Below are 14,225 nucleotides of genomic sequence, written 5' to 3'. Positions count from 1 at the left end.
GGTCAGGGAATGGTCAGTAGCTGACCGGGCTGGATCAGGTCCGGGTTGTCGATACCGCTGGCACCGGCGATCTCCGGGTAGCGGTTGCCGTCGCCGTAGAACTGCTCGGCGATGGCCCACAGGGTGTCACCCGACTGCACGGTGTAGGTGCGCGGCGCCGGCGCCTCGGGCACCGGGGCGGGCTCGGGTTCGGGAGCGACCTCGGCGACCGGCTCGGCCGCCACCTCGGGCTCGGGTGCGGGCGCGGGCTCCGGAGCCGCCTCGACCGGCGCCGGGGGCACCTCGTCGGTGTGGGTCTCGGACGACCACTTGGCGTCATCGCCGCTGTAGAGCACGAGGTTGCGATCGTCCTGTAGCACGAGACGGACGTTGTCGGCGCCGGCGGTCTGGCTGGCCCACACCGGCTTGTCCGGCGTGTACAGCACGAAGTTGCCGTCCTCCTGCACCTCGGCGCGCTTGACGTCCTGGCCGTCGGTGGCGGTGGCCCACACGGACTGCTCCCCTGCGTACAGCACCAGGTTGCCGTCGTCCTGCAGCACCAGGCGGTACGCACCGTTGTTCGACGTCAGCGACTGGCCGACCTCGAGCTTCTCGCCCTTCTGAAGTGTGTCACCCATGAAAGTACAGCTCCTTTGGTTCGATTCACCCCTGTCGAGCAACGACAGTACCGACGGTTCCGGGGAACGCCAGTGTTTGCGCTCGCTGAAATCAAAACAGTTGGCGAACAATGAGTTATCGCGAAGGAATCACAGCGTTCTGTCAGCGCTGACGCCCCTGTCAGTGAACCGGCGCGGCCTCCGGTCCCGCCGGCTGCCATCCCGGCGGGCCGAAGACGTAGCCCATTCGGTCACCGAACCCGTTGGCCTGGCGCACATCTCGGATAATCGACGCATACTCGTGCGTCTGAAGTTTCCAGATGTTGTACGTGCCAACAGGTTTGGTCAATCCATAGTTCGGCCGCGCGGTCTCCGGCGTGAAGCTGCCGAACATCCGGTCCCAGATGATCAGGATGCCGCCGTAGTTCTTGTCGAGGTATTGCCGGTCCCGGCCGTGGTGCACGCGGTGGTGCGACGGCGTGTTGAAAATGTATTCGATTGGCCGCCAGAGCTTTCCGATGCGTTCGGTGTGAATCCAGTACTGGTACACCAGGTTCAGCGAGAAGCTGGCGAACACGATCCACGGCGGCACGCCCAGCGCCGGCAGTACCGCCTTCATCGCCAGGTCGCCGGAGGGATTCCACTTCTGCCGCAGTGCGGTGGACAGATTGAAGTACTCGCTGGAATGGTGCGCCTGGTGCGTGGCCCAGAACAGCCGCACCCGGTGGGCCATGCGGTGGTAGGTGTAATAGATCAGGTCGACGCCGAGGATCGCGATCACCCACGTGTACCAGGCGTCACCCGGCAGGTGCCACGGCGCGACGTACACATACAGCGCCGCGTAGCCGACCAGCGCGAGGAAGTTCAGTACACCGCTGGTGAACAGCGACACCGCGCCCATCCAGATGCTGGCCCAGGCATCGGCGCGCAGGTAGGCGCCCGACGGCGGCCGCTGTTCGTCGTACGCCAGCTTGCGGGCCGCGCCCCACTCCAGCAGGAGCGCCACCACGAAGAACGGAATGGCGTACGACACCGGGTCGTGCAGCATCGTCGGCAGCACGTCGGACAGCAGATCGGAACTCACGTCGACACCTCCGGGCGCAGCGTATCCGGGCACGCACCGTCCGCCGGCCGGAAATGCGCCCGCACCCTCCACTCAGCTCCCATCGTGCTCCGAATCGCGGCAAGATGGCGCGCATGACTGATCGCACCGCGTCGCTCGTCGAGCTCGCCCGACGCCACGGTGTGGCCACCGAGTACCTGGACTGGAGCGGCACGCAACACGCAGTCGCCGCGTCCACGCTGGTCGCCGTGCTCGCGGCGCTCGGCGTACCGGCCGATTCCGAGGACGCCCGCGCGGCGGCCCTGGCCGACCACGAGCGCGCGTACTGGCAGCGCGCCCTGTCCCCCACCATCGTCGCCCGGACCGGTCAGCCGTCGAGCTTCTGGGTGCATGTCACCCACGGCGCGCCCGTCGGCGTGTGGATCCGGTTGGAGGACGGTTCGGTGCGGGCCGGGCTGCGCCAGCTGGAGAACAACCGGCCGCCCTTCGATCTCGATGGTCGCCTGGTCGGCGAGGCGAGCTTCGAACTGCCCGCCGATCTTCCGCTGGGCTATCACCGGCTGCACGTCCAGGCCGGCGCCGCCGCGGACGCCGATGCCGTCCTGATCGTCACCCCCGATGCGCTGACGTTGCCGAGCCGCCTGGGCAGCGGCCGGGCCTGGGGCCTGGCCACCCAGCTCTACAGTGTGCGGTCGCGGGAGTCCTGGGGTACCGGCGATCTCACCGACCTCACCGACCTCGCCGTGTGGTCGGCCACCCGGCACCAGGCCGACTTCATCCTGGTGAACCCGTTGCACGCCGCCGGCCCGGTGGCCCCGATGGAGCCGTCGCCGTATCTGCCGACGTCGCGCCAGTTCGCCAACCCGCTCTACTTGCGCGTGCAGGCCGTTCCCGAGTACACCGCCGTCCGCACCCCGGCCACGCTGCGCAAAGCCCGCGCCGACGCCCAGTCCCGCGCCGACAAGAACGAGTTCATCGATCGCGACGCCGCGTGGAAGTCCAAGCGCAATGCGCTCAAGGAGGTGTACCGGGCCCACCGCTCGGCGGGGCGAGCCGTCGCGTACGACGGCTACCGGCAACGGACCGGCCGCACGCTCGACGACTTCGCGACGTGGTGCGTGCTGGCCGAGAAGCACGGCGACGACTGGCGCGACTGGCCGGCGGAGTTTCAGCACCCGGACCATCCGGCGGTGCGGGCGTTCGCCGAAAAGCACAGCAGCCGTATCGATTTCCATCGGTGGCTGCAGTGGCAACTCGATGACCAGCTGACCGCCGCGCAGGCCACCGCGGTGCAGGCGGGGATGTCCCTCGGCATCGTCCACGATCTGGCGGTCGGCGTGCACCCGGGCGGCGCCGACGCCTGGGCCCTGCAGGACGTGCTGGCCACCGGGGTGTCGGCGGGGGCGCCGCCGGACGAGTTCAATCAGCTCGGACAGGACTGGTCGCAACCGCCGTGGCGTCCGGATGAGCTGGTGGAGCGCGCCTACGAGCCGTTCCGCGCCGTGGTCCGGGCCGTGCTGCGGCACGCGGGCGGTGTCCGCATCGACCACATCATCGGCCTGTTCCGGCTGTGGTGGATTCCGGACGGTGCGACGCCGGTCGACGGCACCTACGTCCACTACGACCACGAGGCGATGATCGGCATCGTGGCGCTGGAGGCGCAGCGGGCCGGCGCGGTGGTGGTCGGCGAGGATCTGGGCACCGTCGAACCATGGGTTCGCGACTACCTGCACGACCGCGGTCTGCTCGGCACCTCGATCCTGTGGTTCGAGGCCGACCAGGACGGCGGACCACTGCCAGCGCCGCGGTGGCGCGAATACTGCCTGTCGGCGGTGACGACGCATGACCTGCCACCGACGGCGGGTTACCTGGCCGGCGCGCATCTGCGGCTGCGCCGCGATCTCGGCCTGCTGACCCGCCCTTACAAAGAAGAGGTCGCGGCCGACCGCGCCGATCAGCAGCGCTGGCTGGACGTCCTGCGCGCGGCGGGGTTGTTGCCGCCGAACGCCCCGGATGCGATCGACCCCGAGCAGACCGTCCTCGCCCTGTACCGCTATCTCACCCGCACCCCGTCGCGGCTCCTGGCGCTGGCGCTGCCCGATGCCGTCGGTGACGTGCGGACCCAGAATCAGCCGGGCACCACCGACGAATATCCGAACTGGCGGGTCCCGCTGGCGGGTCCGGACGGCCGGAAGATCCTCCTCGAAGACCTGTTTTCCGATGCTCGTGCGGCCGCGTTGGCGCAGGTGATGGCCGACGCGGTGACACCGGGATTGAGTTGATTCGAGTTTCTCCACCCCGCCATCTGCGCTATCTTCGCTGTACTCGAGGAGGTCAGGTGAAGAAGCTGAAGATGCTGACGGCAGGCGCCGTGGCAGCAGGTGCGGTGGCGGTGGGTGCCACCGCGATGTTCGGCTCGTCGGTGGCCGCGTCGGATCCGGGCGGTTCGAGCTCGATGAACGTGGTGGGCGAGTCCTACGCCCGCGCCGTCTCGATTCTCAAGAGCCAGGGTGTGCGGGCCACGTTCGGCGGCTCGGTCGGCAGCGATGTGCCGCAGGCGCAGTGCATCGTCGATCAGGAGAAGATGGGCAGCCACGGCCGCGTCATCCTCATGCTGAACTGCACCACCAAGGCCGTCGAGAACGCCTCCGCCGGCGCGCCGGCGGCCGGTGGCGGCGCTCCCGCCGGGGCGCCCGGTGCTCCGCAGGGCCCGCACGTCGGCGCCAACGGCGTGACGACCGTGCAGGCGACGCCTGTCGGCCCGCAGCCGGGCATGTCGGTCCCCGGTATGTAACTTTTGCCGAGACGGCATTCCAGCAGGTCAAGACACAGTTTCTGGCTGCTGGGATGCCGTTTCGTCGTCTCACGGCAAAACCCAGTACCGCCGTTCCCACATAAAACGATTACACTGAGTCCACTCGCAACGATGCTTGAGGATCCGGAGGTAGCTGTTCCATGCTGCGACCACAACGTTTCGCCCATGAGGTAGACCCGGGTCCGGTGCAGATCCAGGCCCGCAACGTGGCTTTCGAGACCGCGGACAAGCCGATGTCCTGGATTCCCGGCCACCCTGTCGCCTCCCATGTGGTGAACCTGCTGAACATCCTGCTTCCGGCGGGTGAGCGCTGGTTCATCGAGACGTTCAACGAGGCGCTGCCGCTCATCAAGGATCCGAAGCTCGCCGACGACGTCCGCGGCTTCATCGGCCAGGAGGCCATGCACGCCGAGGCCCACGACACCGTCATGAACGACTACCTGGTGCGCAGTGGCATGAATGTCACGCCGTTGCTCGATCAGGTCGAGTTCGTCTTCGAAGAGATCCTCGCTCCGGCCAAGACGGACGACCCGCGCCGCAAGATGAACAACCTCATCGAGCGGCTGTGGTTCATCGCGGCCGTCGAGCACTACACCGCGGTGCTCGGCGACTTCGTCTTGAACTGCACGTGGGACAACTACGACGCCGACCCCGTGATGGTCGACCTGTTCCGCTGGCACGGCGCCGAGGAGGTCGAGCACCGCTCGGTGGCCCACGAGGTCGCCGTGTACTTCCGCAACAGCTACTTCGACCGCATCCGCGCCATGAGCGTGGTGGCGGTCCTGATGTACGTGTTCTTCCAGCGCGGCATGCGGTTCCTGGTCAAGAGCGACCCGCAGCTCAAGCTCGGCTGGTGGAAGTCGCAGCGCCTGCGGATGCGCGACTCGAAGCTGGGGCTCCTGCCTAAGTACCGGAACCTGCTGCTGACCCAGACGCTGGTGTACTTCAAACCGAACTACAGCCCGGAAGACATGGGCTCGACCGCGCAGGCCGTGGCGTATCTGGCCGCCTCGCCCGCTGCCCGCGCCGCACACCTGTGAGGGCGCGCCGCTTCCGGTCACGTCTGGCGCCGCCCAGCGTGATGGGCCTGTTGCCGCACGACCTGCTGGTGACCGTGGCCGACGCCGTCGTCAGCAGCACGTTCTGGGTGTCGACGCGGGTGCGCAAGCCCCCGGTACCGGCCGTCGTCGAGCGCACCATCGCGCTGAAGATCGCCGGCCGTGAGGTCGTCGCGCACGACCAGGACGTGGTGGCGTTGACGTTCGTCAGCGCCGACGGGTCGGAACTTCCCCGCTGGCACCCGGGTTCACATCTCGACATCCACCTGCCCAGCGGTCTGGTCCGCCAGTACTCGCTGTGCGGCGATCCCGACGAGCAGGGCGCCTACCGAATTGCCGTGCGGCGCATACCCGATGGCGGCGGTGGCTCCATCGAGGCGCACCAGCTGGCGGTCGGGGACGTGATCACCACCAACGGACCGCGCAACGCCTTCCCGCTGGCGGTGCCCGGCTTCGGGTCGCCGACCCGAACGCTGCGGTTCATCGCCGGCGGTATCGGTATCACGCCTATCCTGCCCATGCTGGCGCGCGCCGAACAGTTCGGCATCGACTGGTCGATGCTGTACGTCGGCCGCAGCCGCGACAGCCTGCCGTTCCTGGACGAGCTGATGCGATTCGGCGACAAGGTGCAGATCCGCACCGACGACGTCGACGGCCTGCCGACGGCCGACGATCTGCTGGGCGACTGCCGGCCGGGCACCTCGGTGTACACGTGCGGCCCGGCGCCGATGCTCAATGCGATCCGTACCCGGCTGGTCGGGGCGGACGACATCGAGCTGCACTTCGAGCGCTTCGCCGCGCCTCCGGTGACCGATGGCCAGGAGTTCAAGGTCGAGGTCGCCTCGACGGGCCAGACCGTTGCCGTCGCGGCCGACGAGACGTTGCTGACGGCGCTGATCAAAGCCGGTGTGCACGCACCGTATTCGTGCCAGCAGGGCTTCTGCGGCACGTGCCGGGTGAAGGTGCTCGCCGGTGCCGTCGACCACCGGGACGGCCTGCTGACCGAGACCGAACGCGAGGCCGGTCAGGCACTGATCTGTGTGTCGCGCGCGCAGGGCGACGGACCGCTGACCCTGGACCTCTAGCCGTCCGGTTTACGATGCCCCAATGCCAATGGCCGAGGGGACCGATTTCGCGGGCTACACCATCGTCCGGTGCCTGGGTTCCGGTGGCATGGGCGAGGTCTATGTCGCCCAGCATCCGCGACTGCCCAGGCAGGACGCGCTCAAGGTGCTGCGTCCCGAGATGTCCACGAATCAGGAGTTCCGCGAGCGGTTCCTGCGTGAGGCGGACCTGACCGCTGCGTTGTCGCATCCGAACATCGTCGGGGTGTACGACCGCGGCGAGTTCGACGGCCAGTTGTGGATCTCGATGGAGTACGTCGACGGCATCGACGTCAGCCGCCTGCTGCGCGGCGCCGGCGGCGTATCCGACGACCAGGCGGTCGCGATCATCAGCGCCGTCGCCGACGCGCTCGACTACGCGCACCAGCACCATCTGCTGCACCGCGACGTCAAGCCGGCCAACATCCTGATCAGCGACACCGATCCGGCGAGCCGGCGAATCAAGTTGGCCGACTTCGGCATTGCGCGGTGCGCCAACGACTCCGCCGGGCTGACCGCGACGAACATGACCGTCGGCACCGTGTTCTATGCCGCTCCGGAGCAGCTGACCGGCAGCGTCATCGACGGCCGCGCCGACCAATATGCGTTGGCGGCCACCGCTTTTCAGCTCTTCACCGGGTCACCACCGTTCGAGAACTCCAATGCCGCGGTGATCATCGGCAAGCACCTCAGCGCTCCCCCGCCGTCGCTCTCACAAAGCCGGCCCGATCTCGCCGCCCTGGACCCGGTACTGGCCAAGGCACTCGCCAAGGATCCCAAGGACCGGTTCGACAAGTGCGCCGATTTCGCCCGCGCCCTTCAGCACGGGCTGGGCGTGACGGGCGCGGATGCCACCATTTTGGCTCCCGCGGCGGCGGACCGGACGCAGGTCCTCCAGCCGGACAAATCCACGCGGTCCCGCCGGTCGCTGATCCTGCCCGTCGTGCTCACGGTGCTGCTGATCGCCGCACTGGTCTTCGCGGCCATCGAGTTCACCCGCGCCAAGGATGAACAGCCGGCACCGCCGCGTCCCGCAGCGACGACCACCACGGCTCCCCCGGCGACCACCACACCGTCGACCACCGAGGCGCCACCGAGCCCGACATCGGCCGTCGCGCCCACCGAGCCTCCCGCGGAACCGACCGAGGCGACGATCACCAGCACGGTCACGGTCGAGACCACCACGGCCGCGCCGCCGACCACCCCGGCCACCACCGAAGCGCCTGCGCCAGAACAGGAGACGCCGATCCGCGAATGCATGGACCGGACCGGGATGACACGGCTGCAGTGCTGGGAAGAGATTCGCCGCAGCGAGCGGAGGCGCTGATGTCACCCAAGTTCGCCGTGGTCGCGCCGGTCGCGGCCGGAGTCACCGCCGATCCGGTCTGGATGACGCAGTTCGCCCGCCACCTGGAGAGCTGTGGCTTCGAATCCATTGTGGCCGTGGAACATACGGTACTGCTCACCGAGTACTCGAGCGTGTATCCCTACGAAGCCTCGGGCCGCGTGGAGATTCCCGCCGACTGTGCGGTCCCGGATCCACTGGAGTTGCTGGCGTTCCTCGCCGGGCAGACGAGCACACTGGGCCTGGCGACGGGCGTGCTGGTGCTGCCCAACCACCACCCGGTGGTGTTGGCCAAGCGCGTCGCCACCTTGAACGCCTTGTCCGGCGGTCGTGTCCGCCTGGCCGTCGGCATGGGCTGGCTGCGCGAGGAGATCGAGGCGTGCGGGGCCCCGTTCGACGCCCGTGGCCGCCGCGCCGACGAGCAGATCGACGTATTGCGGCTGCTGTGGTCGGATCAGCCGGACGGCGCCACCCATTCCGGCGAGTTCTTCGAATTCGCCCATGCCGCTTGCTATCCCAAGCCGGTTTCGCAGATCCCGATCCACATCGGCGGGCACAGCCGGGCCGCGGCCCGCCGGGCCGGCCAGCGCGGTGACGGTTTGCAGCCGCTCGGCGTCGCCGGCGCGGAACTGTCGGCGTTGATCGCGCTGATGCGGGAGTCGGCCGAGCGGGCCGGCCGGGACCCCGACGCCCTCGAACTCTCCCTCGGACACCTGGTGCCCAAGGTCGACGCCGATCGCGCCGGCCGGCTCGCGGAGCTCGGCGCCGACCGCATCGTGCTAGCGATGCCGCCCGTCACCGACATCGACGAGGCCAAGGACATGTTGTCGGCGTGCGCCGAACGGCTCGGGCTCACGCCGTGCCGCTGACCGTGGCCGACCGGCTGGCGCTGACCGACCTGGTGCACCGTTACGCCGCGGCCGTCGACGACCGCCGGTTCGACGATGTCGTCGAACTCTTCACCAGCACAGCGGAATTGGTCCTCCCGGACCCGCCCCGATCGCTGGACCCGATACGGCCCGAGCACGGGCCAGACGGGGTCCGGGCCGCGATGGCCGCCCTGTCTAGCGTCGCCCGCACCCAGCACGAGATCGTCGGCGAGGTCTACACCGACGCCGTGGACCACGCTCGTGGCCGCATCACGTGCGTCGCCCACCACTGGACCCGCGGCGCCGACTCGGACGTCACCGATCTGGTGTGGCACCTGCGGTACGACGACGAGTACGCCCCGACCGGCGACGGCTGGCGCATCCGGCGCCGCGCCCTGACGCTCAACGCCATCGAGACCCGGCCCGTCCGCCGCCTCAGGGACTAGCCGTCGTCTACGTCGGCTGCGCCACGATCAGCAGCGTGTCTCCGCCGACCTGCACGCCGCCGTCGCCGATCACCGCCGCCAGCCGAGCCCGCAGCTCGGCGGCCCGGTCGGCGGGCAGCACCAGGTGGTTGGAGTAGGTGAACACGAGGTCCAGCCACTGCTCGCGGGTGTACTGCTCACCGCGGGCGTAGGTCAGCTGCTGCACGGCGAATCCGGCGGTCTCCAGGTCGGCCACCACGTCGGCGCTGTCCATGCCCGAGCCGGTCCCGCCGGTGGGGGTCCCGGTCACCAAAGGTGAAGCGGCATCGAGGAAGTCGCGGTACACCTCCGCGAAATCCTGGCGCGACGGCTGCACCGGGAACAGCCGGTTCCACGCCAGCGCCAGCCGGCCGCCCGGGGCGAGCAACCGGCGGATCTTCGGCAGCGCCGCCGCCGGGTCGACCCAGTGGAACGACTGGGCGAACAGGACCACGTCGAAGGTCCGGCCGGCGTCGTCCCAGTCCTCGAAAGTCGCCACCTCGACGGTGACGCCGTGCTCGGCGGCGATCTCGGCCATTCTCGGATCCGGTTCCAGCGCAACCAGTTCCGCCCCGCGGGCGATCAGCTGCCGGGACGCGATCCCGGTCCCGGCGCCGACGTCGAGCACCCGGACCGAACCGGTCCCGACCAGTTCGTCGAGCATGGCCTCCGGGTAGCGGGGCCGGTGCCGGTCATACGACCGGGCGGCACCGCCGAACGAATCAGCTCGGTCACGCTGCCGGTACAGCTCATCAGACTCAGCCACGACTCGACGCTACCGGGAGCCCGTTCCCCGGATGCCGAGTGGTGCACCGGCGGCAGCTACGGGCATGCTGGACCCCATGACGCGTCCGCCGCGCCGGTGGGACCCGCTCCGGCCGCTCGATCTGTTCACCTCGGTGGTGTCGACCGCCGCGGTGCTGCCGGTGAGCACCGGGGCGGCCGCGGCCTATCGGACGGCGTTGCTGACGGTGCGGCCGCTGGTGATCGGGCGCCGGATCACCGTCCGCATGAACACCAGCGACCTGGCCTTTACCGTGACCAAGTTCGATTCCCGGTGGGATGCCGGCATCTTCGCCGTCGGCCACATCGGCACGGTCAACATCGCCGCGGACAAGGTGAAATGGGCGGGAACCGAACTGAATTCGGTCTCGGCGAAGCTGAACAACCTGCACATCCGGCCCTCGGTGCCACCGATGCTGGCCGCCACCCCCGTCGAGGTGACGGTGGAGGTGCCGTCCGACTCGCTCGACGAGCTGATCCGGGCCGCCGAACCGCGCGTCAGCACCGAGATCGGCGACGACGGGGTCGCCCGAATCCGGTTGTCGCGCTTCCGCTCCGGGGCCATCGAGGTCGATCCCCACCTGCACGGCAACACGCTATGGCTCAAGCCCCGTGGCCTGACGCTGGGCGCCGCCCGGGTGCCGGTGCCCGGCCTCGCCCCGGCGTACCCGGTGCGGCTGCCCGAGCTGCCGTACGGCATGACCCTGACCTCGGTGGAAGTCGGTCCGGGCGTCGTACGTGTCGGTGCGACACTGCCGGAATGGCGGTTCGACCTGCCGCGCGCCGTCCTGGACGAGCTGATCAACCAACTCAGTGTGGTGGGCCGCCCGCTCGACGTGATCTGGCCGGGCTGATCCGCTGCGCTGAAGATCCGCCGATCCTTCATTACAGTCACGGTCGTGACCATCGGCTACTCCCGATACGTCGCGCTCGGCGACAGCCAGACCGAGGGCCTGTTGGATGGCGACGACAACACCGGCATCCAGGGTTTCGCCGACCGCCTGGCCTGGCGACTCAACGCATTACAGCCTGGACTCCAGTACGCGAACCTCGCGGTGCGGGGCCGCCGCATCAGTGACGTACTGGACCGGCAACTGCCGCTGGCCCGGGACATGAACCCCGACCTGATCACCAGCTGCATCGGGATGAACGACGTCACCCGGCCGGTGCGCAGCTTCGACAAGGCGCTGGAGGACATGCGCCGTGTGCACACCGAACTCGCCGCCACCGGCGCGACCGTGGTCACGACGACGTTTCCCGACATCGCCCGCATCCTGCCGGTGGGACGGGTGCTCAGCGGCCGGCTGCGCCGCATCAATGAGGTGATCCGGGCCGACTCGACCCGTTTCGGCTTCCGGCTGGTCGACCTGTCGACGGCCACCTCGATGCTGGACCCCGCGACCTGGGCCGTCGACCGGGTGCACGGCTCCCCGCACGGCCATCAACTGTTCGCCGACGCCGCCGCCGAGGCGCTGGAGTTGCCCGGAAGTGATCACCGCTGGGCCGAGGTCGAGGGTGAACTCGTGCTGCCGCGACTGCGCGAGCGCATGTATTCGCAGCTGATGTGGGCCCAGAACATGCTGATGCCGTGGGTGTGGCGGCACACGCTGGGCAGTTCTCGAGGTAAGGGGCTCGAGCCGAAGCGCCCGGTGCTGGCGCCGCTCGACGCCAGCCCGGCGTTATCCGAGGCCGAGTAGCCCGAGCGGCAGCGGCGATTCACCGCGTCCGAGCGCACCGACGACGCCCGGGCAGAACGACGAGATCGCGAAGCCGGTGAACATCGTGGCCGGGCCCAGCGACATGCCCGAGGTGTCGGCGACCTTGGCCGCCGCGTCGGCCAGGGTCTGGCCGGGCTGCGCGAGCATCGGGCACACCGACTGGCCCAGCGCGACCGGATCAGACCCGTTCGGCAGCATCATGTCGGCGTTGCTGAGCGCGTTGTTGAAGGCATCGACGCCCGCATCGGCGCTGGCCGGAGCGGCCGCGACGAGGCTGCCCACGATTCCGACGGTGGTAGCTGCAATTGCGATGGCGGCGCCGAATGTGCTCTTCATGATGTCCTCATCATAGGGGAAGCAGGTTGCCGCTACCGCCTCGCGGCCGTCTCAGACGCCCGTCCAGGCGCTCGCAATCCGGGTTCCGATGTCGATGACCTTGGCATCTGCGCTGTTGATCTCGCCTGCCACATGCTGGGCGATGAAGCGCCGGATCTCGCCGTCGACGTTGGCAACGATGCGCAACAGCTCCGCCCGGATCGATGACGACGTGACGTGGATGGCGATGTCCGACGACCGTGGCGTCTTGACGTCGATGACGAGGAGCAGCGGGTGGGCGGCCCGCGCGGTCGCGGTCAGGTTGATCTCGCCGAACACCATGAACCGGGGCCGGTCGATGCGCAGGTCCAGCGTCATGTCGATTTCCAGCGGGATGCGGATTGCGAAGGTGATTTCTTCACCGAGCGTCCTGGCCACCACGGGGTGCTTGATCTGCACGCGCGCGGTGACCTTCGCGAGCCCGCCGGGGCCCTGGGCGATGGGACCCATGTCGAAGGCTTCACCGGCGATGCCGCCGATCGCGTCCGCGACACGTTCCTCGCTGACCGCGACCTCGAAGAATCGTCGACCGAATTCCTCGTAGGACATGTATTCGTGTTGTGGTTGCACTGGCATGGTGTGACTACGTTCTCATGTCGGGGACGGAAGCAGCGGCAACTGGCGGCTTCATTCGGCAAAGAGTCGCAGGCCGATGATGCCCCGGCCCCCGATACCCAGCTCCGCGATGACCACACCGCGGTAGCCGTCCCGTCGGACGCCGGCCAGGACGTACCGGCCTGCGGCAATGACCTTCTGCACGCGCGTTCCGGCGAGCTCTTCGACCAGTTCGGACACGCTGAGCCGGGCGTCAGGGCCGCGGGTGATCTGCACCGGCTCACTGAGCCGGCGCTTGACCGCCAGCTCGTCGCCCGTCGCGGCGTCGGCCAGCAGCCCCGTCAACGCACGCTTTGCTCTTGTCCCTCCGGTGCGCAGCCCGCCGAGAAAGCCCACCGCGCCGCCGGGGCCCTGGTTGCGCAACAGCGCCGCCGAGAGCCCCAAACCCGCAGGCAGCGCCGCGGCGCCGCACCGGACGAACTGCACGACCATGCCCGGCAGCTCCCAAAATGCTTGCAGCCGAGAAATTTTCAGCGACGCGTCGGAGCCCTCTGCCACCACGTCGTACTGCAGATAGACCGGGATGCGCAGCTGCACCTGGGTGCCCATGTGCACTTCGAGCTCGAGGTCACGCACGACGGTGTTGCCGAGCACGATGTCGGCGTCGCGGTGGAACACGATGGTGCGCGGCCCGATGAAGGTGTCGTAGAACTGTGCGATGGCGCGGTGACCGACGTGCGGCCGGGAACCGACAGGGTCCTCGACGCGTCCGTCGGCGCTGAACAGATCCACCCAGGCAGCCTTGTCGTGCGCTGCCGTGGCGGCGGGCGAGCGCTCGACGGTGGCCAGGAGGTCGTCGCGGGTCGGCGATTGTGGTACCGGCATGTCTCCATCGTCCACCACCGCCGAGTTCGGCTGCGAGGGGATGGCCTGCCGGATCGTCGTGGCAGATGTCGCCGATGTCGCGCACACTGGTCGGTATGAGCAACAACGGCCCGTTCGGCATCGATCCGGAAGAGTTCGATCGCGTCCTGCGCGAGACGGGCGAGGGCATACGGGGCGTATTCGACCGCCTCGGCCGCGGTGCCGCCTGGGCCAACGTGGTGAACGACCTGACCCGGACTCCGCGGCACGCGACGCAGCCCGAGACCACCGGCGACACCGGCGACGGCGTGTGGGTGGTGTACACCGTCGCCGCGGACGGCGGGGCGCACGTCGAGGAGGTCTACCCCTCCGAACTGGAGGCCCTGCGGGCCAACAAGAACAACACCGACCCGTCCCGAAAGGTCAGGTTCCTGCCCTACGGCATCGGGGTGAGCGTGTTGGACGCGCCTGAACAGGCCGGCCCACCGCAGCGTGACGACGATCAGACGGCGGGGCACGAACCCCGCTGATATTGACCTGCCGACAATATCCCCGGCGACGCGGCTGACACGCTACGCTTTGCCACATTGTCGTGTGGCAGTAGTGCGAGGGGAGAT

16 protein-coding genes are annotated in these 14,225 nt (G+C 68.8%); 10 read left to right on the top strand and 6 right to left on the bottom strand.

Annotated elements, in window-relative coordinates; genetic code table 11:
- Nucleotides 1–2 precede the first annotated feature (2 nt).
- Both ACJH6I_RS15105 and ACJH6I_RS15100 read right to left on the bottom strand, forming a co-directional pair.
- Entirely contained in the window at nucleotides 3–617 is a 615-nt protein-coding gene (locus ACJH6I_RS15105; protein WP_212814366.1) for a LysM peptidoglycan-binding domain-containing protein, read from the bottom strand.
- 160 nt (nucleotides 618–777) lie between these two features.
- Entirely contained in the window at nucleotides 778–1,644 is an 867-nt protein-coding gene (locus ACJH6I_RS15100; RefSeq protein WP_212814788.1) for a sterol desaturase family protein, read from the bottom strand.
- A gap of 149 nt (nucleotides 1,645–1,793) precedes the next feature.
- On the opposite strand from ACJH6I_RS15100, the gene malQ reads away from it, so the two are divergent.
- The 7 genes from malQ (at nucleotide 1,794) to ACJH6I_RS15065 (ending at nucleotide 9,295) form a co-directional block, all read left to right on the top strand.
- Complete coding sequence (malQ, locus tag ACJH6I_RS15095) at nucleotides 1,794–3,941, top strand: 4-alpha-glucanotransferase (RefSeq protein ID WP_318984950.1); 2,148 nt, start codon at nucleotides 1,794–1,796, stop codon at nucleotides 3,939–3,941.
- 56 nt (nucleotides 3,942–3,997) lie between these two features.
- Complete coding sequence (locus ACJH6I_RS15090) at nucleotides 3,998–4,453, top strand: hypothetical protein (protein WP_212814362.1); 456 nt, start codon at nucleotides 3,998–4,000, stop codon at nucleotides 4,451–4,453.
- A gap of 161 nt (nucleotides 4,454–4,614) precedes the next feature.
- Nucleotides 4,615–5,514, top strand: coding sequence for a metal-dependent hydrolase (locus ACJH6I_RS15085; protein WP_212814360.1), 900 nt, complete (start codon nucleotides 4,615–4,617; stop codon nucleotides 5,512–5,514).
- A gap of 41 nt (nucleotides 5,515–5,555) precedes the next feature.
- Nucleotides 5,556–6,617, top strand: coding sequence for a PDR/VanB family oxidoreductase (locus ACJH6I_RS15080; RefSeq protein WP_212814787.1), 1,062 nt, complete (start codon nucleotides 5,556–5,558; stop codon nucleotides 6,615–6,617).
- A gap of 22 nt (nucleotides 6,618–6,639) precedes the next feature.
- Nucleotides 6,640–7,962, top strand: coding sequence for a serine/threonine-protein kinase (locus ACJH6I_RS15075; RefSeq protein ID WP_212814358.1), 1,323 nt, complete (start codon nucleotides 6,640–6,642; stop codon nucleotides 7,960–7,962).
- The gene (locus ACJH6I_RS15070) at nucleotides 7,962–8,849 is read left to right on the top strand and encodes an LLM class F420-dependent oxidoreductase (RefSeq protein WP_318984949.1); all 888 of its coding nucleotides are present in this window, start codon (nucleotides 7,962–7,964) and stop codon (nucleotides 8,847–8,849) included. Before ACJH6I_RS15075 ends, ACJH6I_RS15070 begins: the two co-directional genes overlap by 1 nt.
- Nucleotides 8,840–9,295, top strand: a complete 456-nt coding sequence (locus ACJH6I_RS15065; protein WP_318984948.1) for a nuclear transport factor 2 family protein — start codon at nucleotides 8,840–8,842, stop codon at nucleotides 9,293–9,295. Before ACJH6I_RS15070 ends, ACJH6I_RS15065 begins: the two co-directional genes overlap by 10 nt.
- Nucleotides 9,296–9,302: 7 nt before the next feature.
- Here the strand turns inward: ACJH6I_RS15065 and ACJH6I_RS15060 are convergent, their stop codons facing one another.
- Nucleotides 9,303–10,061: a class I SAM-dependent methyltransferase gene (locus ACJH6I_RS15060; RefSeq protein ID WP_318985111.1), complete on the bottom strand. Its 759-nt coding sequence runs from the start codon at nucleotides 10,059–10,061 to the stop codon at nucleotides 9,303–9,305.
- Nucleotides 10,062–10,155: 94 nt separating this feature from the next.
- Here ACJH6I_RS15060 and ACJH6I_RS15055 point away from each other — a divergent pair, with 94 nt between their 5' ends.
- Together ACJH6I_RS15055 and ACJH6I_RS15050 are read left to right on the top strand one after the other, a co-directional pair.
- Nucleotides 10,156–10,950 (top strand): LmeA family phospholipid-binding protein, encoded by a 795-nt coding sequence (locus tag ACJH6I_RS15055; protein WP_318984947.1) that lies wholly within the window; start codon nucleotides 10,156–10,158, stop codon nucleotides 10,948–10,950.
- A gap of 45 nt (nucleotides 10,951–10,995) precedes the next feature.
- The gene (locus ACJH6I_RS15050; protein WP_318984946.1) at nucleotides 10,996–11,793 is read left to right on the top strand and encodes an SGNH/GDSL hydrolase family protein; all 798 of its coding nucleotides are present in this window, start codon (nucleotides 10,996–10,998) and stop codon (nucleotides 11,791–11,793) included.
- Here ACJH6I_RS15050 and ACJH6I_RS15045 read toward each other — a convergent pair.
- From ACJH6I_RS15045 to ACJH6I_RS15035, 3 genes are read right to left on the bottom strand one after another with little or no spacing between them, the layout of a single operon-like run.
- Nucleotides 11,776–12,150: a DUF732 domain-containing protein gene (locus tag ACJH6I_RS15045; RefSeq protein ID WP_318984945.1), complete on the bottom strand. Its 375-nt coding sequence runs from the start codon at nucleotides 12,148–12,150 to the stop codon at nucleotides 11,776–11,778. The genes ACJH6I_RS15050 and ACJH6I_RS15045 overlap by 18 nt on opposite strands.
- Before the next feature lie 51 nt (nucleotides 12,151–12,201).
- On the bottom strand, nucleotides 12,202–12,765 hold the full coding sequence (locus ACJH6I_RS15040; protein WP_212814345.1) for a hypothetical protein: 564 nt from the start codon (nucleotides 12,763–12,765) through the stop codon (nucleotides 12,202–12,204).
- A 51-nt stretch (nucleotides 12,766–12,816) separates the two neighbouring features.
- Nucleotides 12,817–13,629 (bottom strand): nuclear transport factor 2 family protein, encoded by an 813-nt coding sequence (locus ACJH6I_RS15035; RefSeq protein ID WP_318984944.1) that lies wholly within the window; start codon nucleotides 13,627–13,629, stop codon nucleotides 12,817–12,819.
- A gap of 95 nt (nucleotides 13,630–13,724) precedes the next feature.
- On the opposite strand from ACJH6I_RS15035, the gene ACJH6I_RS15030 reads away from it, so the two are divergent.
- Nucleotides 13,725–14,138 (top strand): hypothetical protein, encoded by a 414-nt coding sequence (locus ACJH6I_RS15030; protein WP_318985110.1) that lies wholly within the window; start codon nucleotides 13,725–13,727, stop codon nucleotides 14,136–14,138.
- Nucleotides 14,139–14,225 lie beyond the last annotated feature (87 nt).

It is taken from the genome of Mycobacterium sp. SMC-13, assembly GCF_045311035.1.
Lineage (GTDB): Bacteria > Actinomycetota > Actinomycetes > Mycobacteriales > Mycobacteriaceae > Mycobacterium.
The sequence above is the reverse complement of the archived record's forward strand: the minus strand, read 5'-3'. Positions and strand labels throughout refer to the sequence as shown.